Genomic DNA, 19,712 nt, shown 5'->3' on the forward strand with positions numbered 1-19,712 from the left:
ACCCTGTCCCACAAAGGTGGCGCCGATGTCCGACACTAGAGGCATGTCGGCGTTGCGATCACCGGAAGGACCCCGATAATGGCCAATCCGTTCGTCAAGGGCTGGAAATACATGATGGCGCTCTTCGGTGCGAAGATCGACGAGCATGCCGACCCCAAGATTCAAATCCAGCAGGCGATTGAAGAAGCCCAGAAGCAGCACCAGGCGCTGGTGGGGCAGGCGGCCTCGGTGATCGGGAACCAGCGCCAGCTGGAGATGAAGCTCAACCGCTCGATGTCCGAGGTGGAGCGTCTGCAGGCCCAGGCCCGCCAGGCCCTCGTGCTCGCCGACAAGGCCCGCGCCGACGGCGACGAGGCGAAGGCGCAGCAGTTCGAGTCCACCGCCGAGATCCTCGCCGGTCAACTGGTCTCCACTGAGCAGTCCCTTGAGGACATGAAGGTGATGCACGACCAGGCGCTCACCGCTGCCGACCAGGCCAAGAAGGCCGTTGAGAACAACCAGATGATCCTGCAGCAGAAGCTCCAGGAGCGCACCAAGCTCCTCGGCCAGCTCGAGCAGGCCAAGATGCAGGAGACCATCGCCTCCTCGCTGGAGTCGATGTCGCAGACCGCCGCGCCCGGCAACGTGCCGAACTTCGACGAGATCCGCGACAAGATCGAGGGCCGCTACTCCAACGCCATGGGCCGCGCCGAGCTCGCCTCGAACTCCGTGGAGGGCCGCCTCCTCGAGGTGAATCGCGCCACTCGCGACATGGCCGGGGCCTCGCGCCTTGACCAGATCCGCGCCTCGCTCGAGGGCGAGCAGCTCTCGGGCGGCAAGGAGACTCCGGCGATCCAGTCGAAGGAGTCGGTCACCAACGCCCGTCTGGCCGACATCCGCGCGTCCCTCGGGAACGACGAGGGCACGGCCGAGCCTGAGGCCGACAAGACCAAGAGCTGACCAGGAGGATCCCGGTGGACGCGAAGGAACGCAAGCGCGCGTTCAAGCGCCTGCGCTCCCGCCTGTCCTCCGCGAAGTCCTGGACCACCATCGCGGGAGGCGCTGTCGCCGGCAGCGCCTTCTTCGTTCCTTACGCGGGTCTCGGCACGGCCGACGGCGTGTGGGTGACGGTTGCCGGGTTCTCGACCGCGATGGCGGTCGTCCGCTGGTTCGACTACCGGCGCCTCGCGCGGGCCATGCCCGCCGCCGAGCGCGACTCGCTCGAGCTGCACGGCCCGGCGCAGTTGACGAAGGAGGCCCGCGGCTTCTTCGGCGAGACGGCCGAGGCGATCCGGCGCGGGCGCATCCGCGCCCAGTTCCGCGGCAGCCGGGCCCTGCGCCCGTACGAGCGGCTGGAGCGGGCCTCGATCGCCGCGGAGCAGATGGCCAAACGCCTCGAAGGCAACGACGAGGCCGTGGCGATCCTCGGCGGGGCGGCGAAGGCCGGGCAGGAGTTGTACCGGCTCGCCTTGGGCGTCAAGGACGTCGAGGCGGCGATCGCGATCGCGCCCGATACGAAGCGCTCAGGGCTCGGGGCGAACCTCGACCGCATGGTCGAGCGCTTGGAGAGCGGTGTGGCCGCCTACGAGGACATGGTGAGCGCCGCGGGGGAGTGCCTGGCCGGTTCGATCGGGTTGCAGCAGGCGCTGTCGGCCCATCGCTCCGACGAGACCCTCGACGTGCTCACCGACGCCGCCGACCGGCTGCGCGCGGCCGGGGACGCGGCGAGCGAGATCCGCGGGAGCGTCGGACCCCAGGCGACCGGCTGACCGCCGGTGCCTTCCGGTGCCGCGCAGGACGCGACCTGGACGGACCGAACGAGAATATGTCTCATTTGGTCTAATTTGAAGGTGAATATCCTGAATCTCCGAGCGGCCGTCGCGGTGTCCTCCGCCGCGGCCGTCGCCTTCATACTCGCCGTCGGATCAGGCGCCGCCGCCCAGGCGCAGTCCCTTCCGGAAGGGCCGGTCAAGCTCTACCTCAAGGAGCACGTGGAAACGCCGCTCGGTGCGGCCGACGGGAGCCCGCGTCTGACCGCCGACTACGACCAGTGGCGGCTCCGGCCCGTCGAGGCGTTCCAAGGGCTCGGCTCGCACCAGATCGTCCACGCCGACTCCGGGTGGTGCCTCACCGCCGATGCGGGCGGCGAGGACGTCGTCCCTGTCTTCCTCGTCGACTGCGCCGATGCCGTGACCTGGTCGATCGTCTACGACGACCGGCAATCGCATCATGACTACCGACTCATCACCCCCGACGGCCACTACCTGGGGACCGAGGCGAACCCCGAGGCGAGCGAGGGCGCGGCCGTCTACGCCGTGCGAACGGATGACGGTGCGAGCCTGCACTCGCAGGAGTGGCTCATGGAGGCCGCTTCGGTGGAGGTGACTCCGTCGCCGAGTTCGAGCGAGGAGCAGGTGTCGCCGTCCGGAGATCCGTCCGAGGACCCGTCCGAGTCGCCGAAGCCGGCACTGCCGACCACCGGCACCGCCCTCGGTGCGGGCATCGGGGCCGGCGTCGTGGCCCTCGCGGGCGGCACGGCCCTGGTCCTGTGGTGGCAGCGCCGCCGCGCCCTGCGAGCCGACTGGTGAGTCGCCAACGCGCGCAAGCATTCCGAGTCATCATCACGACACACTGAATCCCACTATATGGGAAATGATGGTTCGCGTGACCGGCCGGTGGCATACTACTTTTCGTGACCTTCCAGCTCATGATTAGCTGCGGGCGTTCCGCGGAGCATCTTCGTTAGATGCCGCCGCCGAACGCCAGACCTCCTGCGCCCGCAGGAGGTCTTTTTCGTTCAGGGCAAACGAACGTTCAGGTAGGCCCCGCGGCGGCCGGACCGATAAGTACAGAAACCTGGAGCACCAAGTGACGCAACCAGACCCGCAAGACGGCAGCGCATCTGCGAACAGCGGCGGGGACTTCCACGTCTTCGACACCACGCTCCGCGACGGCGCGCAGATGGAGGGCCTCCGCTACTCCGTCGCCGACAAGCTCGCCGTCGCCGAACTCCTCGACGAACTCGGCGTCGACTACATCGAGGGCGGCTGGCCCGGCGCGATCCCCTCGGACACGGAGTTCTTCGCCCGCGCGGCCGATGAACTGAACTTCAAGCACGCCAAGCTCGTCGCCTTCGGCATGACCCGCCGCGCCGGTTCGAGCGCCGCCGAGGATCCGGGCTTCCAGGCCCTCCTCGACTCGCGCGCCCCCGTGCTCTGCCTGGTCGCCAAGTCAGACATGCGCCACGTCGAGCAGGCCCTGCGCACCACCCCCGAAGAGAACCTCGCGATGATCGCCGACTCCGTGCGCACCGGCAGGGCGCACGACCGCCAGGTCTTCATCGACTGCGAGCACTTCTTCGACGGCTTCCGCCACGACCCCGAATACGCGACCCTGGTCGTACGCACCGCCCTCGAAGCGGGCGCCGAAGCGGTCGTCCTGTGCGACACCAACGGCGGGCGCATCCCCTCCGACATCACCGAGGCCGTCACCGAACTGCGCCGCCGTCTCGAGGCCGTGCTCCCGGTCGAGCGCGTACGCCTGGGCATGCACGCCCAGAACGACACCGGCTGCGCCGTCGCCAACACCCTCGCCGCCGTCCAGGCGGGCGTCATGCACGTCCAGGGCACCGCCAACGGCTACGGCGAGCGCCCCGGCAACGCGAACCTGTTCAGCGTCATCGCGAACCTGGAGACCAAGCTCGGCCTCAAGGTCCTGCCCGACGGCGGCCTCGAGCAGCTCACCCGCATCTCCCACGCGATCGCCGAGATCGCCAACATGACCCCCGACGAGCACGCCCCCTACACCGGCCACGCCGCGTTCGCGCACAAGGCCGGCATCCACGCCTCCGCGATCAAGGCCGACCCGGCCCTGTACAACCACGTCGACCCCGTCGTCGTCGGCAACGACATGCGCATCCTCGTCACCGAGATGGCCGGCCGCGCCTCCGTCGAGCTCAAGGGCCGCGAACTCGGCATCGACCTCTCCGGAGACAAGGCCGCGCTCGACCGGATCACCAAGCGCGTCAAGGAACTCGAATCCAAGGGCTGGTCCTTCGAGGCCGCCGACGCGTCCTTCGAGCTGCTCGTGCGCGACGAGGTCGAAGGCGGCCTCCCCCGGCCGTTCAAGCTCGACACCTACCGCGTCATCGTCGACCACGACCCCAACGGCACCACCGTCGCCGAGGCCACGGTGCGCCTCGACGTGGACGGCGAGCGCGTCATCGCCACCGCCCAGGGGAACGGCCCGGTCAACGCCCTCGACGCGGCCCTGCGCGGCGCCCTAGCCGCCCGCCACCCGCGCCTGGCCGAGCTGACGCTCTCCGACTTCAAGGTCCGCATCCTCGCCGGCTCCAAGGGCACTGACGCGGTCACCCGCGTCCTCGTCTCCATGAGCGACGGCGAGTCCGAGTGGACCACGGTCGGCGTGGCCCCCAACCTCATCGAGGCCTCCTGGAACGCGCTGGCCGACGGCCTGGCGTACGGCCTCAACCGGCGCAAGCCCACAAAGTCCTTATCTCCTACCGACACGCCACGAGCGATACCGACAAGGCCCGGTCCACAAGACCGGGTCAAAGCCTGAACCGCGCCGATCGTGCGGCAGGCACGTAAAAAGGGCCCGGCCTGATGGCCGGGCCCTTTGCGTTGCCGCTCTAGTCGAAGACCGCGAGTCGCTTCTGCTCCTGCACCCCGCCCCCGAAGGTCGTGAAGGAGCCGCCCACGGCGAGGTTGGTGCCCGACGGGTGCGCCGTGGTGTCCCAGGCGCCGACGATGCCGTTCGCGCCCGGGTTCCAGTCCAGCAGCTTTCCGTTCATGTCCACCGCGAGGAGCTTCCCGCGCTGGGCGCGCACGCCGTCCATGCACTGGCCTTGGGGGCCGGCGTGGTTGGTGACGCAGGCCTTGTCGAAGTGGCCGCCGCCGATGACGGTGTTGCCCCACACCTCGACGGTCTGCATCCCGCCGTCCGTGGCCTGGTACCAGAGCGTCTCGCCGGTGGTGGTGAACGCCCGGACCTCGCCGCCGCGACCGTCCAGGGCCGCGTACACGCGGTCCCCGGCGACCACGACCTCGCGGGTGAGGACGTACACCTTGGACACGAACGAGGGGTCGACGGCGCCCGAGGACGGGTTCACCGCGCCGAGCTTCCCGTATTGCTTGTCGCCGTCGATCATCGAGAAGGCGCCCGCGACGTAGAGGCGGTCGTGGCCGTACTGGATGTCGCGCACGGCGCCTTCGGTGACCTTCGGCGTGAAGCCCGTGATCACCTTGCCGTCAGTGGAGTTCACCGCCGCGAGGGCCGGCTGGGCGAAGCCGCCGACCGACTGGAACGTGCCGCCGAGGTAGACCGTGGAGCCGACCGGCTCGATCGAGTAGACGGTGGCCGAGGGCTTCGGGTTCCAGGCCGCATCCAGCTCGCCGGTGTCGAGCCGGAAGCGGGCGATGCGCGAGCGAGCGACCCCGTCGACCTCGGTGAACTTCCCGGCGATGTACAGGTAGCCGCCGCCGGTCTTGACCTCGTGGACGGGGCCGTTCAGGACCGGCGCGAACGGCAGGAGCGCCCCCGTGGCCGAGTTCACGGCCGCGAGGTAGCTGCGGCCGGCGTAGGTGCCGTCGGTGTTCTTGGCTCGGGTGAAGGCCCCGCCGGAGTAGACGGTGTCGCCGTCGTAGGCCACTTTGTAGACCTGGTCGTTGAAGGAGGCGGTGGCCTGCGGTAGATGGGAGCCGATCGCTCCGGCGGGCGCCTGCGCGAGGAACAGTGCCCCGAGCAATACGAAAAGTGTGATCAAACGACGCATACGGCAGTCTTGCACGTGACGGGCGACTGTCCGGGCATTCGCATCGGCGCGTCACGGAACGGGAGGCCTGCTCAGCCCGGTTCAGCGCTTTCCAATGGGGACTCCGTGCCGCCGACGCCTCCAATGCGCGCGCTGCGGCGAATGCCGTCACCGCGTTCCTGGTGAGGCCGTACTAGAGTTGCATCGTGACTTCCTACCAGACCGATCGTGCCCGCGCGGCGGCCATGGCCGCCGATTCGGCCGTGTATGGGCGCCGCCGCTTCCTGTCCGGGTTCTTCCTCGGCCTGGTGATCCTCGTGATCATGGCCTTCGCCTTCGGCTTCGTGCTCGTCGACGACATCGGCGAGACCCTCAAGGTCCGCTTCGGCGCCACCGCGATCTCACTCCTGATCGCCACGCCCCTGACGTTCGTGCTCGGGTTCTTCATCGGCCTGTTCGCGAAGGTCCGGCGGCTCGGCATGGGCATCGTCGTCGGCGCGCTCGTCGGCGCCGTCCTCATCGGCGGCATCTTCCTGCTCGTCCGCTAGCGCGCTGCCGCGGCGCCCGTTCCGGCAGTGATCCGACGGCGTGGTGCGCGATAGTGCGTCGAGTGGACCCCGACCCCGAACTAAGCTGAGGCCGCAAGGTTTCGAACCAGTCTCAGAGAGGGGCCGACTGTGCGGATCGCGCGGATCGCTCACCCGACCGGCATGTCGTTCGCTGTGCTCGAAGGCGAGGGCCCCGGGGCCACCGCCGCCGAGATCGAGGGCCACCCGTTCGCGCAGATCAAGTACACCGGCCAGCGCTGGGCGCTCGAGGACGTGCGGCTGCTCGCCCCGATCCTCCCGTCCAAAGTGGTGTGCGTGGGGCGCAACTACGCCGACCACGCCGCCGAGCTGGGCAACGAGGTCCCCAAGGAACCCTTGATCTTCCTCAAGCCCTCGACCTCGGTGATCGGCCCGGGCGAGCTCATCCGGCTCCCGGCCGTCTCCGACCAGGTCGAGCACGAGGCCGAGCTGGCCGTCGTCATCGGCCTGCACGGGGCGCGGGGCTTGGACCGCGAGGCCGCGAAGGGCGCGGTCTTCGGCTACACCTGCGCCAACGACGTTACCGCCCGCGACATCCAGAAGCAGGACGTGCAGTTCACGCGCGCCAAGGGCTTCGACTCGTTCTGCCCCCTCGGGCCGTGGATCGAGACGGACGCCGAGGTGGCCGACGCCGAGGTGCGCTGCGAGGTGAACGGCGAGGTGCGCCAGCTGGGTTCCACGAAGGACATGGTCTTCGACCCGTTCTCGATCGTGGCCTACGTGTCGCAGGTGATGACGCTGCTGCCGGGCGACGTGGTGCTCACCGGCACGCCCGCGGGCGTGGGGCCGCTCCAGGCGGGCGAGACCGTCTCCGTTTCCGTGGCCGGCATCGGCACGCTCTCCAACAAGGTGGTTCCCAGTGAGTAATGTCCGCACCCGCTTCTGCCCCAGCCCGACCGGGACCCCGCACGTGGGCCTGGTGCGCACCTGCCTGTTCTCGTGGGGGTACGCCCGGGCCAAGGGCGGGGAGTTCGTGTTCCGCATCGAGGACACCGACGCGGCGCGCGACACCGAGGAGTCCTACGACCAGCTGCTGGAGGCCCTCTCGTGGCTGGGCATGACCTGGGACGAGGGGCCCGACATCGGCGGGCCGTACGCGCCCTACCGGCAGTCGCAGCGGCTCGACGTCTACGCCGACGTGATCAAGCGCCTGCTCGACGGCGGCTACGCCTACGAGGCCTTCTCGACCAATGAGGAGGTCGAGGCCCGCCACCGCGCCGCCGGACGCGACCCGAAGCTCGGCTACGACAACTTCGACCGGGACCTGACCGAGGAGCAGAAGGCCGCCTTCCGCGCCGAGGGCCGCAAGCCGGTGCTGCGGATGCTGATGCCGAACGAGGACATCACGTTCCGGGACGCGGTGCGCGGCGAGGTCACGACCCCGGCCGGGACGGTGCCGGACTACGTGATCGCGCGTGGGGACGGCTCGCCGCTGTACACGCTCACGAATCCCGTGGACGACGCGATCATGAAGGTCAACATGGTGACCCGCGGCGAGGACCTCATGCCCTCGACGCCGCGTCAGATCGTCATGTGGCGCGCGCTGGTGGCGCTCGGCATCGCCGACGCCGAGCCCGAGTACGCGCACCTGCCGCTCATCGTGGACGAGCGCGGCAAGAAGATGTCCAAGCGCGACCCGCGCTCGAACCTCCTGCAGTACAAGGAGGCCGGGTACCTGCCTGAGGGCGTGCTGAACTATGTGGCGACCCTCGGCTGGTCGATCTCGGGCGACCGCGACGTGTTCACCGTCGCGGAGTTCCTGGAGGCCTTCGACCTGCACGACGTGAAGTCGAACCCGGCGCGGTTCGACGAGAGGAAGTTCGACGCGATCTGCTCGGACCACTTCCGGGCGGTGAACGTCGAGGAGCTGATCGGGTTGCTCGTGCCGCGGCTCCAGGGCGCGGGGCTGCTCGGCGCGGAGGTCACGCCTGAGCAGGCGCATGTGCTCGAGGTGGCGGTGCCGCTGGTGCAGGAGCGGTGCGCGACGCTGGGGCAGGCGGTCGAGATGCTGCGGTTCCTGTTCTGCGGCCCCGAGGTCGAGCTGGACGAGGACAGTGCGAGGAAGACTTTCAAGGACGATGCGGCGCAGGTGCTCGACGCCTCGATCGCGTCGCTGGCGGACATCGAGTGGACGACCGAGGCGATCGAGGAGGCCCTGAAGGCCGCCCTCGTGGACGGTCTGGGTCTCAAGCCCCGCAAGGCCTTCGGCCCGGTGCGCGTGGCGATCAGCGGCAAGACCGTGTCGCCGCCGCTGTACGAGTCGATGGAGCTCCTCGGCAAGGACGTGAGCCTGGCGCGCCTGCGCGCCGCCCGCGCCACTCTGTAAGCAGCGCATAGGCAACGGCCCTGCCGGCAACGGCGGGGCCGTTGGCGTTTGCACGCCTCCACTACTGTGCAATGCATGGTACTGTGGATAGCGTGGACAGATCGCAACTGCTCAAGGGCCTGCTCGACATCATCGTGCTGCGCGTCCTGGAACGCCAGGACGGCTACGGGTACGAGATCCTGAACCGCCTGCGCGCGGCGGGCTTCGACGATCTGGGCGACGCCTCGGTCTACGGCACGCTCCGGCGGCTCTACCGGGCGGGCTACCTCTCCACCTACGTGCAGCCCAGCGAGTCGGGGCCGCACCGCAAGTACTACTCGCTGACCGAGCCCGGCCGGAAGTACCTCCGCCAGGCGCGCGAAGCCTGGGAAGACGTGAGCGCCAAGATGCGATCGCTTTTCGACGTGCCTACGAAAGGCTGACCGATGACCGACACCCCCGCGCGGACCGAGGCCGCCGCCTACCGCGACGAGGTCGAGCGCCACCTCGCCGACCTGCTCGAGGAGATCCGCGAAGACCTCACCGCGGGCCTGCGCGCCCACCTCGCCGACGTCGCCGCCGACCTGCGGCCCGGCGAGACCCTCGAACACCGCCTCGGCGGCCCCGCCGGGTTCGCCGCCGCGGTCCTCGGCTACAGCCCCGCCCTGGAGTCCTTCCAGCAGGACCATGCAACGGCGCCGACGCCGAAACCGGTCTACACAGCATGAGCAACGCACCATCGACACCCGCAGCTTGAAGAAGGTCAGCCAAGAAGGGCAGCACCATGACGACCACACCCGACCGGTCCACGGAGATCGCGTCCTACCTGGCCGCGGTCGAGCGGCACCTCAACGACCTGCCCACGCACATCCGGCAGGACCTGATGTCCGAACTCGACGCCCACCTGACCGAGGTCGCCGCCGACCTCGAACCCGGTGCCGCGCTCCGCGACCTCCTCGGCAGCCCCGAGGCCTACGCCCGCGAACTCCGCGACACCGCCGAGGTCGACAAGGAGCCGGTCGCCAAGAGGATGCGCCGCAAGTTCTCCGAGACCGCCGCCCCGGCCCTCGCCCGCGTGAGGACAGCCGCCGACCGCTACGCCGTGAGCACCGGCTACGCCGACTCCGCCGAGCTCCGCGAACGCCTGCGCCCCGGCTGGTGGGTCCTGCGCGGCGCGATCGTGGCGGCCCTGTTCGTCTACTGGCTCTCGGCCGCCCAGTACGGCGTCACCGGATTCTCGATCTTCGGCTCGCTCCCCGGCCTGCTGCTCATGGTCGCCGTGCTCCTGGTCTGCGTGTGGGCTTCGATGCGCCTCGGCGCCAAGTCCACCGAATGGCGCGGCAGGCGCCGCCGCTGGATGATCGCCGGAGGGATCGCGATCGTCGCGCTGGCGGGCTACCAGTTCTCGTGGCTGCTCACCGGGAACCTTCCGGTCCGGTACATCGAATCGGCCTCCGACGAGGTGGACTCGTACGCCTACATCAGCGACGTCTACGCCTATGACGAGAACGGCAATCTGCTCACCGGGGTGTACCTGTTCGACCAGGACGGCAACCCGCTGTGGATCGGCGACCCCTACGCCTGCCCGATCGCCACCGGCGACCCGTTCGAGTCGGCCTCGCCGGAGGATCCGAACGGCTACATGGAGGAGCCGACGGAAAGCGCGGACGAGAACCTCGGCTACCAGTACCCGCTGTGCGTGCCCGGGGACGAGATGACCACGGCCCCGACCGAATCGGCGTCGCCCGGTGAGTCGGCGTCCCCGTCCGAGAGCGAGTCGCCGACCTTGAACGAGACGCCGACCCCCGAGGAATCGGCGTCCCCGACCCCCAGCGAATCGCCGACCGAGTAGTCGCCGACCGAGCCGGCCCCGCCTCGCGGCGGGGCCGGTTTTCGCACTTTCCGGGCAAGTCGGTCGTCTCGACCGTCCCTTATGACATTGATCTCTATGGACCTCCGTTGAAGAAGATCTGGCGGGCCGGCGGGGTGTCAATGGGTCGTTAGGGGGAGGCCCGGCGCCCGGGTCCGGGGAGACGTGGGGCAGTCGGCGCGATACCGGCGCTATCGGGCGAGACGGTCACGTGATGTGAACGCTCGCAGCGAGCAGTGTGCCGTATTGGTGTGGTTACTCAGCGGTATGGTCCGCTGAGGACGGGCCCCTAGGGTTACCCCGATGTTTACCCGCATGAAGCCTTCCCGCGCGAGGCACCGAGCCGCGGACCCCGTGCGGCACCCCGCCCGCAAACGCGTGTTCGTGTCCGCTGCCGCCGTGCTGTTCGCAGTCGGCACCGCCAGCAGCGCGAGCGCCGCGATCATCAGCACCGACGACCCGACCCCGGAGGAGCAGCTCGCCGCCGAGATCGTCGCCGACGCCGGCGACGCCGACTACCAGTGGGACCAGGTCGCCCCCATGGACAGCATCCTCCCCGTCAAGGAGGAGGCCGTCGTCGAGCCGACCGAGAAGAGCGAGGCCGCCGAGGTCCCGGTCGAAGAGGAGCCCGTCGAGGAGGAGACCACCGAGTCCTCCTCCGACGGTGGCGGCAGCGTCGACATCGCCGCCGACTGCTCCGAGTACTCGGGCAACAAGGCCATCGGCTGCACCATGACGCTCGAGGCCGGCTGGGACATGGACGAGGTCGGCTGCCTCATCAGCCTCTGGGACCGCGAGTCCGGCTGGAACGAGTCCGCCTACAACGAGGGCTCGGGCGCCTACGGCATCCCGCAGTCCCTCCCTGGCGACAAGATGGCCGCCAACGGCGACGACTGGGAGACCAACCCTGCCACCCAGATCGCCTGGGGCCTCGACTACATCGACGGCCGCTACGGCAGCCCGTGCGGCGCCTGGTCGCACAGCGAGTCCAACGGCTGGTACTAGGCCGAACCTAAGCTCGAACCAAAGCGGACCCGGAGTTCGCTGACCCTGAGAGGTCCTGGCGCGACCGCGTCAGGGCCTCTCGCCCGTCTCCGCCGAAGCCGCGCGCACCGAGCGCAGCAGCAGCCGCGGGTCGCCGAGCATCCGCTTCAACCGGCGCTCCAGTCCCGCGATCGGGGTGAGGTTCTGCGGGGCCCGCGCGTCCTTGTGCGCCGCCGAACCCAAGGGCGGCAAGGCCGCCGCGGTGGCGTCGGCCAGAGCGATCGCGGCCTCCTCGCTCAGATCGTCGGCCGCTTCGAGCCGCGCGACGCCCGCCCAGCCCCGGGAGGACGTGCCCGGCAGGCGCAGGTACCAGGTGTAGCGCGGCCAGCCCGACATGAGGTGGAAGACCGGGGTGCGCTGGCCCGGCCTGAGCCGCTCCACGACGGCGTTGAGCTCGCCCGGCAGGTAGGAGCGGTGGTGGCTCTTGATGTAGCCCACCGAGTTCGGCAGGCGGGTGCGGCCGCGCAGGGGGCCGTCGAGGACCGACAGCTCGGCCTCCAAGGCGCACAGCGCCGCCATCTTCGCTTCCAGGTCGGCCATCTTCTGCTGGGCCTCGTTGACGAGCTCGCCCGGGTCGGCGGAGGCGGCCTCGCAGTACGGGTAGTACCCGAAGTCGACGCCGGGGCCCACCGCTGCGAACAGGCCTCGTTCGACGGCCGCCTCGGCGACGGTGGAGACCTGCCCGTCGAGGTCGCAGGCGACCGCTCCGGCCGCCCAGGAGACGCATACGCCGGGCCAGCGCTCGCCGTCCTCGAGGAGTTCGACACGGGCGTCGATGCGGCGCACGCCGTCGACCACGACGATGCGCCGCGGCCCGGAGGCGGGGGCGTCGACGGGGCACCAGTCGGCGGGCTCGAGTTCGATCCCCGCGTTCACGATCGCCTGGTTCGCGCGCGAAGGCGACTCGGGGTTGTCCGCGAAGGACGGGTCCCAGGCGTCGACGGTGATCTGCAAGGCGCACCTGCTTTCGAAGCGGTTGCGGCCCAGACTACTGCTCGCCGTCGACGCCCGCGCGGGCCGCGTTAGGAGACTTCGGTGACCAGTCCGGTCTCGAGCGAGTAGATCCCGCCGACCACGGTGAGCTCGCCGTCGGCGACGAGCTCGGCGAGGTTCGGGTGCTCCTTGAGCGCCTGGATGGTCAGCAGAACGTTCGTCTTGATCATCGCGTCGACCGGGTCGCCGGACTCCGTCTTGGCGGCCTCGTAGGCCGGGCGGAGGGCCTCAACGGTCTCGGGGAGCGCGTACTCGTGCTCTTCGAGTTCGGTGCCCTCCTCGGCGGCGAGGAGGGCTTCGTGGGCGGCGGTGACGGCGCCGCACTTCTGGTGGCCGAGGACGACCAGGAGCGGGGCTTCGAGGGCGGCCGGGCCGTAGGAGACGGATTCGGAGACCAGGGGGTCGAAGACGTTCCCGGCGGTGCGGGTGACCATGATGTCGCCGACTCCGGTGTCGAAGACGAGCTCGGGGCCGACGCGGGAGTCGACGCAGCTGAAGATCGCGGCGCGAGGTTCCTGGCCCTCGGCGAGGGACTCGCGCCACTCGACGTCGGTGTCGGGGTGGACGGCTTCGCCGTCGGCCCAGCGCTGGTTGCCGTCGAGGAGGGCCTGCCAGATGTCTTCGGCCGACTCGTAGTCATGGAGGCTGGAGACGGTCGGGTCCGCGGTGGCGGCTTCGGCGGCCCCCGCGCCGCCGTCCTCTCCGCACGCTCCGAGAGTCAGGACGGTGACGGCGCCGACGCCGACGGTGCCGGCTCCGGTGATCAGCTTGCGGCGGCTGCCGCGAATGTGCAATGTACTCATGTCGTAGAAGTACTTGAGCATTCAAGTTTAATGGAAGGTGAACGAACTTCTTGTGGCCTGCGACATAGCCGGACATAGTGCGCATATTGGATGGCGCGCAAGCGAATGTGACGCGAGGGGTGAACGTCCCGTTGCGCTGAAGCCTGACCAACGAAATCAAATTACTCCGCGCCCGGAACGATTGCCATAATGAACGCCGTCAGCCCGCTCGAACGCGCGTCAATAATTCGTCAAGGGCCCGTGACCTGCGCTAACTCCAGGTCTTCTCCACATGAGACCCAGTGGCGTCCTTCGTGATCCGGAACCGCACCGGCACCCGTTCTGCGAGTTCGGTCACATGCGTCACCAGCCCGACGGTCCGACCGGCCGAGAGCGTCAGCGCCTCCAAGGTTGTCGCCACCGCGTCGAGGGTCTCCGGGTCGAGCGTCCCGAATCCCTCGTCGAGGATGATCGACTCCAGGCTCGCCCCGTGCCGCGCCAGGCTCGCCAACTGGTCGGAGAGCGCGAGGGCCAGCGACAGCGAGGCCGCGAAGGTCTCGCCGCCCGACAGGCTCCGCGCCGGGCGCGCCATGTCGGCGTCGTGGTGGTCCACGACCCAGAAGTCCTGGTCCCGGTAGATCAGGTCGTACTGCCCGCCGGTGATCCGGTTGAGCATCACGGTCGCTCCCGTGACGAGCTCGTCCAGCGCCTCGCTCAGCAGCCACTCCATGAACCGCCGCGCTTCGAGATGCGACGCGAGGGCCTTCGCGACCTCCGCCTCGCTCTTGAACTTCCGCATGTCGGATTCCAGGTCGATCCGGTGGCGGCGCGCGTCGGCCAGCCGCGCCGAAGCCGCTCTCGCCGATTCGACGGCCGCGGCGTGCCGGCCGACGTAGTCGCCGCCGGTGCCGTTCCGCGGCACCTCGACATCGAACTCGCCCAAGGCGACACGCAGTTCCGACCGCAGCGTCCCGGCCCGGCCGTCGAGCCCGGCCAGTTCCGTACGGGCGGCCTCGCGCTCGCCGCTCGCGCGTTCGAGTGAGGAAGCGGCCCACGTGACGAGGTGCGTCCAGCTCGCGGCGAGGTCGTCCCCGGCCGCGGGCGGGCCGAGCACGGCCACCTGGTCGCGGGCGTGGTGGAACTCCTTCCAAGCCCGCTGCTGCCGCTCATCGACCGCGGCCTTGCGCTTCTCGGCCTCCCGCAGCGCCCGCCGCGCTGCCTTGAGCGCGGCGCCGGTGCCCGCGAGCTGCTGCCGGGCCTCTTCCGAATCGGTGCGGCGCTGCTGCAGCGCGGCCGGTTCGGGGACGCCTTCGAGCTTCTTCTTCAGCCGCCGCTCGGCCAGTTGCAGCTCGGTGAGCCGCTCTTCGTAGTTCTCCAGTTTCGTCTGCAGCGCCACCACGGCGGCCTGCGCGTCGCGGAACTCCACGGTGGCCGTGCGCGAGGCCTCCTCGGCCTGGTGCATCGACTCCGAGAGGTCGTGTTCGGGAACCGTCTCCACCGGTCGGTCGCAGACCGGGCATTCGTCGCCCACCGCCAGCCCCGCCCGCAGCGTCCCGGCCAGTTCGGCCATCCGGATCTTGTGGAGGGTCGCGTGCTGGATCTCGACCTCTTCCGAGGCCGCCTCTTCGAGCTCCTTGGCCTCCGCGAACTGGTCGCGCAGCTCCTCGGTGAGCTCCAGCCCGGTCTTGAGCTTCGCCTCGGTCTCGGCGAGCTCGGCCCAGGCCTTGAGCTGCCGTTCGATCAATCCCAGGTCCAAGCCGTCGAGTTCGGTGCGGAGCCGCTCGTCCTCGGCCTCGGTGGCCTCGACCTCGGCGGCCTTCTCGGTGACCGCCGTCGACGCCGAGGCGACCTGCGCGGCGATGTCGGCGACCCCGCTCGGCTCCTTGATGTACGTGAGCGACGTGAGGTTCGCTTCGGCCTCGCTCAGCCTCCGCCGCGCGGTCTCGACCGCCGCCGCGAGCCCGTCGAGCGCGTTCGCCTTGTCCCGCACCGGCTCGGTGAGCTTCTCGAGCTGCTCGACCCGTTCCGCCGCGGTCGCGAGCTCCACGTCAGCGACCGCCGGGACGCGCGCGAGCTGCGCCTCCAGGGTCTTCATCGCGGTGGTCGCCGCGTCCCGCTTGGCGCTCGCGAGCTGCTGCACGCGACGGTAGACGCTGTGCCCCAGCAGGTTCTCGAGGATCTTGCGCCGGTCGGCGGGCGAGGCGTGGAGGAACTCGGCGAACTCGCCCTGGGGGAGCAGCACACATTTGGTGAACTGCTCGAACGGCAGCCCGATCACGCGTTCGGCCGCGTTGCTGACCTCGCTCGGGCTCCCCGCGATCGCCTTCCCGAGGCCCTCGACGAGCTCGCCGTCATCGGCCGGGTTCACCCCGCCGGGCAGCTGCTCCAAAGCGGCCGTGGTGGTCTTGACCTTGCCGTTGCGGTCGCGGCGCAGGATCCTGGTGGCGACGTAGTTGTGGCCGCCGGCGGCGAACACGAGCCGCACCCGGCCCTCCACCGCCGAAGGCGCGATCGCGTTCTGCGTGGTGTTCACCCGCCAGCGCGGCGTGCGCCCGTACAGCGCGAAGCAGATCGCATCCAGCACTGTGGACTTCCCGGCGCCGGTGGGCCCGGTGAGCGCGAAGAAGTCGACGTCGGTGAAGTCGAAGGTCTCGGACCCGGTGTAGGAGGCGAACCCCTGGAGGTCCAATCGGATGGGCCGCATCAGGCCTCCTCGGCGACGGTCTGGGTGTCTTCGTAGAGTTTCGCGAACAGCCCGGCCACGGCCGGGTCGTCGTGGCCCGCTTCCTGCAGGTACGTGGTGAACAGCTCCCCGGGGCTGCGCCCGGACCGGCGCTCGCGCGGCTTGGACTCGTCGACGCGCATCACCGGGTCGATGTGGATCTGCACGGCCCGCGGGAAGAGCTCGGCGACCTCGGCGCGGAGCCCGGCGCGGGCGGGCTCGGTGACGAACACCCGCAGCCACGCCCGTTGGTCCACTTCTACCTTCGCGAGCTGCTCCAGGCTGCCGCGCACCGTCTTGAGGGGCACGGCGGCGGTGAGCGGGACGGTGCGCGCCCGCGCGGGCACCCCGGCGGCCACGTCCACGATGGCGACGCTCGGCGTGTGGTCCTCTTCGCCGAAGTCGACCGCGAGCGGCCCGCCGGAGTAGCGGATCGGGCAGGGCCCGGTGATCGCCTGGGCCTTGTGCAGGTGCCCCAGGGCCACATAGGAAGTGGTGGGCGGGAAGATCGCGGCGGGCACGGCGTAGTCGGCCACGGTGTGGACCTCGCGCTCCCCGCCGCCGACCTTGCCGCCGACGACGGTGAGGTGCCCGGTGAACAGGTTCACGGTGTCGGCGCTGAAGTCCTGGGTGAGCGCCGCGACGAGGCGGCGCAGGTGGTCGGCGTAGTTCGCTTCGGCTCCGGCCGCGCCGAGCTCGAACAGCTCGGCAGCGCGCACCGCGTGGCGCTGGGCGATGAACGGCAGCGCGGCGATCCGCCAGCGCTCGCCGTCCCGCGTGGTGCCGGTGACGATGTGGTCGGTGGCCTTGCCGAGGCTGCCGCGCAGGTGGATCCCGGCGGCGTGGGCCCAGTCGCGCAGTGCGTCGAGGGCCTTGCCGTTGTCGTGGTTCCCGGCGATGACGACGACCTCGGCGCCCGTCCCGTGCAGCGCCGAGAGCGCGGCGGTGAGGAGTTTCTGCGCCTCGCTCGAGGGGGACGCGGTGTCGAAGAGGTCCCCGGCGACGATCACCAGGTCGACCGCTTCTTCGCGGGCGATCTCGACCATCTGCTTGAAGACCGCGCGCTGCTCGTCGAGGCGCGAGCGGCCCTTCATGGTGACGCCGACGTGCCAGTCGGAAGTGTGGAGAATCCGCAAGGTCTGCTCCTGAGGTCGGTCTGGGCGCTGCTCGCGAGCCCTCAATGGGCTCAGAAAGGAATGTCGTCTTCGTCGTCTCCGGCGAGGTCGAACGGGTCGACCTTCGCCGTGGGGGAGAGCGCACGGCCGGACCGTGCGGTGGCGGACGGGGCGGACCCGGCCTCCGCGGGGCGGGTGGCCCAGGCGGGGAACGGGAAGTTCACCACGAGCGGGACCGGGAGTTCGGGCTGCGCCACGAACATGGTGCCGGGCTTGGCCATGAGCACCCGCATGCGCTGCGCCGAGGTCAGGAACCCGTATTCGGGGCGCGTCGCCTCGGCGGCGTCGAGGCGGCCGACTACCCGGATCGCCGAGTTCGAGGCGATCCGGCGCTCCACTTCGGACGCGGTCTGCTGGGCGCCGATGAGGATGACCCCGAGGGACCGTCCGCGTTCGGCGATGTCGAGCAGGATGTCCTTGATCGGGCTGGTGCCCTCGCGCGGCGCGTACTTGTTCAGCTCGTCGAGGACGACGAACTGGAGCGGCCGGGCCGTGCCGGCCTTCTCCTTGCGCTCGAACTCGCTGCGCAGCACCACGCCGACGACGAAGCGCTGGGCCCGGTCGGGCAGGTTGTGCAGGTCCACCACCGTGACCTGCGCTTCGGAGGTGAGGACGGCGCCCTTCGGCGGCAGGTCGCCGCGGATGAGCCGGCCGATGTCGCGCCCGGAGGCGATGAGGCGGCGGATGAACGCGTTCACCGTGCCCAGGCCGATCGCCGACCCGGCCCATTCGGTGCGGGTCTCGTCGTCGGAGAGGCGCTCGCAGATGAGGTCCACGAGGTCGCGGTAGCTGGTGAGCAGCTGCCCGTCGACGCTGATGGCGCCGTTGTCCTTGGGGCGGGCCTCTTTGCGCAGGCGCGCGGCGACCTGGTGGACGACCATCGTGTACTGCTGGCGGTCGTCGTCGCCGTCCGCGAACACGAACGGCAGCAGGCTGAGCTGGCAGAACTCGGCGAGGGTCCAGTAGAACGCGTCCACGCCCGTCGACCGGCAGGCCACGTCCGGGATCCCGTTCGAGTCGCCCTCGCGGGGCGGCGCGAGGACCTCGACGGACTTGAACGCGCCGGGCTCCATGCCGAGGCGGCGGTAGGAGTCGCGGATCGTCTCGTCGATCTTCGTGTTGTCATGGTCGAGGAGCAGCAGGTCCTCGCCCTTGACGTTGAAGATGAGCGCCTTCGTGTTCGCGGCCTCGGCGCCGAGCGCGCCGGAGTGCAGCAGCGAGTAGAGCATCCACGTCGCGAACGAGGTCTTCGTGGCGACGCCGGAGATGCCCGAGATGGAGACGTGCGCGCCCCGCGTGCCGTCGAGGAAGTCCGGGTTGAGGAACACCGGCTGGCCGTCGCGCGAGAACCCAAGGGGCACTTGGCGGGCCATGCCGTCGAAGTACAGGGCCCGGTCGCGGTCCTCGCCCGAGGCGCGCTGGACCTCGGCGCCCGGGCGCGGTGGCACGAACACCTCCGGTTCGACGCGGGTCACGGTGACCTCGGCGGCCTCCTGCACCTGCGCGGGGAGCAGGCCCCCGGCGATGTCGAAGACGTCCGAGTCGAACTGCGCGCCCTCATGGCGCGAGCGCACCGCGGTGACCACCCCGGAGATGCGGACCGAGCCGACCCCGGGCACCTGGCGTTCGGTGGTGAGCACGTCGTCCAGCTGGGCGTACGCCTCCGGTCCGACGCCGACCCAGAACGTCAGGGGCGTCGCGTCCTCTGTGCCGAGCACGCGGCCCACCGATTCACTCATCGGTTGATCCTCGCAGATACCGGAGGATGAGGTTCCCCCCGGCTTCGAGGACGTGTCGCAGCTCCAGGGGCCGCGCCTCAGTGGACGCACGTCCTTCGGCGATGCGCACGGGACCGGCCCCGACCAGGAGCGGTGAGAGCGTCAAGTCGAGTTCGTCCACCAGGTCGGCGGCGACGAGGTCGCCGAACACGGTGGGCCCGCCCTCGCACAGGATCTGGCGCAGCCCGCGCTCGCGCAGGGCCGCCATCGCGGCGGCGTAGTCGACCGCGCCGGTGCCGACGGCGATGACGTCGGCGACCTCCGCGAAGGGCTCGGTCCGCGACTCGGGCAGGTCCGCGGGGACGATGAGGATCGGGCGCCGCGGCGCCTCGGCGAAGATCGCCGCCTTCGGGTCGAGGCGGGCGCTGCGCGACACGACCGCCATGACCGGCACCTCCGGCAGGCCCTGGGCTCGGCGCCAGGCCATCCGGTCGGGGGAGAGGACCAGCCGCCCGTACCCCTCCGCGGTCACCGTCCCCGATCCGGCCACGAGCACGTCGCAGCGCGCCCGCAGGACCTTGAACACCCGCTTGTCCTCTTCACCTGAAAGAGGACCGGAAAGCCCCTCCAAGGTCGCCGCGCCGTCGGCGCTGGAGACGAAGTTGACCCGAAGCCAATCGGGAGCGGGCGGCGCGTACGCCGCGTAGACCTCGTCATCGGTCAGTTCATCGAGTTTTCGGTACCGCACCTCTGCCACGGCTGAA

The 19,712-nt window shown here is 70.1% G+C and carries 18 protein-coding genes; 11 read left to right on the plus strand and 7 right to left on the minus strand.

Annotated elements, in window-relative coordinates; translation table 11 throughout:
* Positions 1-78: 78 nt before the first annotated feature.
* The 4 genes from ACFO8M_RS21065 (at position 79) to cimA (ending at position 4,560) form a co-directional block, all read left to right on the plus strand.
* On the plus strand, positions 79-939 hold the full coding sequence (locus ACFO8M_RS21065; RefSeq protein ID WP_387979218.1) for a PspA/IM30 family protein: 861 nt from the start codon (positions 79-81) through the stop codon (positions 937-939).
* 14 nt (positions 940-953) lie between these two features.
* Entirely contained in the window at positions 954-1,748 is a 795-nt protein-coding gene (pspM, locus tag ACFO8M_RS21070; protein WP_387979219.1) for a phage shock envelope stress response protein PspM, read from the plus strand.
* 81 nt (positions 1,749-1,829) lie between these two features.
* Positions 1,830-2,567: an RICIN domain-containing protein gene (locus ACFO8M_RS21075; RefSeq protein ID WP_387979221.1), complete on the plus strand. Its 738-nt coding sequence runs from the start codon at positions 1,830-1,832 to the stop codon at positions 2,565-2,567.
* Positions 2,568-2,847: 280 nt separating this feature from the next.
* Positions 2,848-4,560, plus strand: a complete 1,713-nt coding sequence (cimA, locus tag ACFO8M_RS21080; protein WP_387979223.1) for a citramalate synthase — start codon at positions 2,848-2,850, stop codon at positions 4,558-4,560.
* Positions 4,561-4,630: 70 nt separating this feature from the next.
* Here the strand turns inward: cimA and ACFO8M_RS21085 are convergent, their stop codons facing one another.
* Positions 4,631-5,746, minus strand: coding sequence for a hypothetical protein (locus tag ACFO8M_RS21085; RefSeq protein ID WP_387979225.1), 1,116 nt, complete (start codon positions 5,744-5,746; stop codon positions 4,631-4,633).
* 212 nt (positions 5,747-5,958) lie between these two features.
* Here ACFO8M_RS21085 and ACFO8M_RS21090 point away from each other — a divergent pair, with 212 nt between their 5' ends.
* From ACFO8M_RS21090 to ACFO8M_RS21120, 7 genes are all read left to right on the plus strand, one after another.
* Positions 5,959-6,300: a hypothetical protein gene (locus ACFO8M_RS21090; RefSeq protein WP_387979226.1), complete on the plus strand. Its 342-nt coding sequence runs from the start codon at positions 5,959-5,961 to the stop codon at positions 6,298-6,300.
* Positions 6,301-6,429: 129 nt separating this feature from the next.
* Complete coding sequence (locus tag ACFO8M_RS21095; protein WP_387979228.1) at positions 6,430-7,206, plus strand: fumarylacetoacetate hydrolase family protein; 777 nt, start codon at positions 6,430-6,432, stop codon at positions 7,204-7,206.
* On the plus strand, positions 7,199-8,665 hold the full coding sequence (gene gltX, locus ACFO8M_RS21100; protein WP_387979230.1) for a glutamate--tRNA ligase: 1,467 nt from the start codon (positions 7,199-7,201) through the stop codon (positions 8,663-8,665). Before ACFO8M_RS21095 ends, gltX begins: the two co-directional genes overlap by 8 nt.
* Positions 8,666-8,757: 92 nt before the next feature.
* The gene (locus tag ACFO8M_RS21105) at positions 8,758-9,087 is read left to right on the plus strand and encodes a PadR family transcriptional regulator (protein ID WP_387979232.1); all 330 of its coding nucleotides are present in this window, start codon (positions 8,758-8,760) and stop codon (positions 9,085-9,087) included.
* 3 nt (positions 9,088-9,090) lie between these two features.
* Positions 9,091-9,372 carry a hypothetical protein gene (locus ACFO8M_RS21110; RefSeq protein ID WP_387979233.1) on the plus strand — a complete coding sequence of 94 codons (282 nt, stop codon included), beginning with the start codon at positions 9,091-9,093 and terminating at the stop codon, positions 9,370-9,372.
* A gap of 56 nt (positions 9,373-9,428) precedes the next feature.
* Entirely contained in the window at positions 9,429-10,496 is a 1,068-nt protein-coding gene (locus ACFO8M_RS21115; protein WP_387979235.1) for an HAAS signaling domain-containing protein, read from the plus strand.
* Between the two features lie 333 nt (positions 10,497-10,829).
* Complete coding sequence (locus ACFO8M_RS21120) at positions 10,830-11,519, plus strand: aggregation-promoting factor C-terminal-like domain-containing protein (protein WP_387979237.1); 690 nt, start codon at positions 10,830-10,832, stop codon at positions 11,517-11,519.
* Between the two features lie 69 nt (positions 11,520-11,588).
* Here the strand turns inward: ACFO8M_RS21120 and ACFO8M_RS21125 are convergent, their stop codons facing one another.
* The 6 genes from ACFO8M_RS21125 to ACFO8M_RS21150 all read right to left on the minus strand — a co-directional run bounded on the left by ACFO8M_RS21125 (position 11,589) and on the right by ACFO8M_RS21150 (position 19,705).
* On the minus strand, positions 11,589-12,512 hold the full coding sequence (locus ACFO8M_RS21125) for a hypothetical protein (RefSeq protein WP_387979239.1): 924 nt from the start codon (positions 12,510-12,512) through the stop codon (positions 11,589-11,591).
* A 68-nt stretch (positions 12,513-12,580) separates the two neighbouring features.
* A complete protein-coding gene (locus ACFO8M_RS21130; protein WP_387979241.1) occupies positions 12,581-13,375 on the minus strand; it encodes a carbonic anhydrase in 795 nt (264 codons plus the stop codon).
* Between the two features lie 229 nt (positions 13,376-13,604).
* Positions 13,605-16,037: an AAA family ATPase gene (locus ACFO8M_RS21135; RefSeq protein ID WP_387979243.1), complete on the minus strand. Its 2,433-nt coding sequence runs from the start codon at positions 16,035-16,037 to the stop codon at positions 13,605-13,607.
* Positions 16,037-17,191, minus strand: a complete 1,155-nt coding sequence (locus ACFO8M_RS21140) for an exonuclease SbcCD subunit D (RefSeq protein ID WP_387979245.1) — start codon at positions 17,189-17,191, stop codon at positions 16,037-16,039. Before ACFO8M_RS21140 ends, ACFO8M_RS21135 begins: the two co-directional genes overlap by 1 nt.
* A 50-nt stretch (positions 17,192-17,241) precedes the next feature.
* A complete protein-coding gene (locus ACFO8M_RS21145) occupies positions 17,242-18,969 on the minus strand; it encodes an ATP-binding protein (RefSeq protein WP_387979247.1) in 1,728 nt (575 codons plus the stop codon).
* Positions 18,962-19,705, minus strand: a complete 744-nt coding sequence (locus ACFO8M_RS21150) for a pyrimidine reductase family protein (RefSeq protein ID WP_387979249.1) — start codon at positions 19,703-19,705, stop codon at positions 18,962-18,964. Before ACFO8M_RS21150 ends, ACFO8M_RS21145 begins: the two co-directional genes overlap by 8 nt.
* Positions 19,706-19,712: the final 7 nt, after the last annotated feature.

Source organism: Glycomyces rhizosphaerae (assembly GCF_042647865.1).
Classification (GTDB): Bacteria; Actinomycetota; Actinomycetes; order Mycobacteriales; family Micromonosporaceae; genus Glycomyces; species Glycomyces rhizosphaerae.

Bases quoted from the DNA above. Each gene is read 5' to 3' on its own strand.
- ACFO8M_RS21065 (WP_387979218.1), top strand. From the start codon at position 79: ATGGCCAATCCGTTCGTCAAGGGCTGGAAATACATGATGGCGCTCTTC.
- ACFO8M_RS21110 (WP_387979233.1), top strand. From the start codon at position 9,091: ATGACCGACACCCCCGCGCGGACCGAGGCCGCCGCCTACCGCGACGAG.
- ACFO8M_RS21115 (WP_387979235.1), top strand. From the start codon at position 9,429: ATGACGACCACACCCGACCGGTCCACGGAGATCGCGTCCTACCTGGCC.
- ACFO8M_RS21120 (WP_387979237.1), top strand. From the start codon at position 10,830: ATGAAGCCTTCCCGCGCGAGGCACCGAGCCGCGGACCCCGTGCGGCAC.
- ACFO8M_RS21130 (WP_387979241.1), bottom strand. From the start codon at position 13,375: ATGCTCAAGTACTTCTACGACATGAGTACATTGCACATTCGCGGCAGC.
- ACFO8M_RS21135 (WP_387979243.1), bottom strand. From the start codon at position 16,037: ATGCGGCCCATCCGATTGGACCTCCAGGGGTTCGCCTCCTACACCGGG.
- ACFO8M_RS21145 (WP_387979247.1), bottom strand. From the start codon at position 18,969: ATGAGTGAATCGGTGGGCCGCGTGCTCGGCACAGAGGACGCGACGCCC.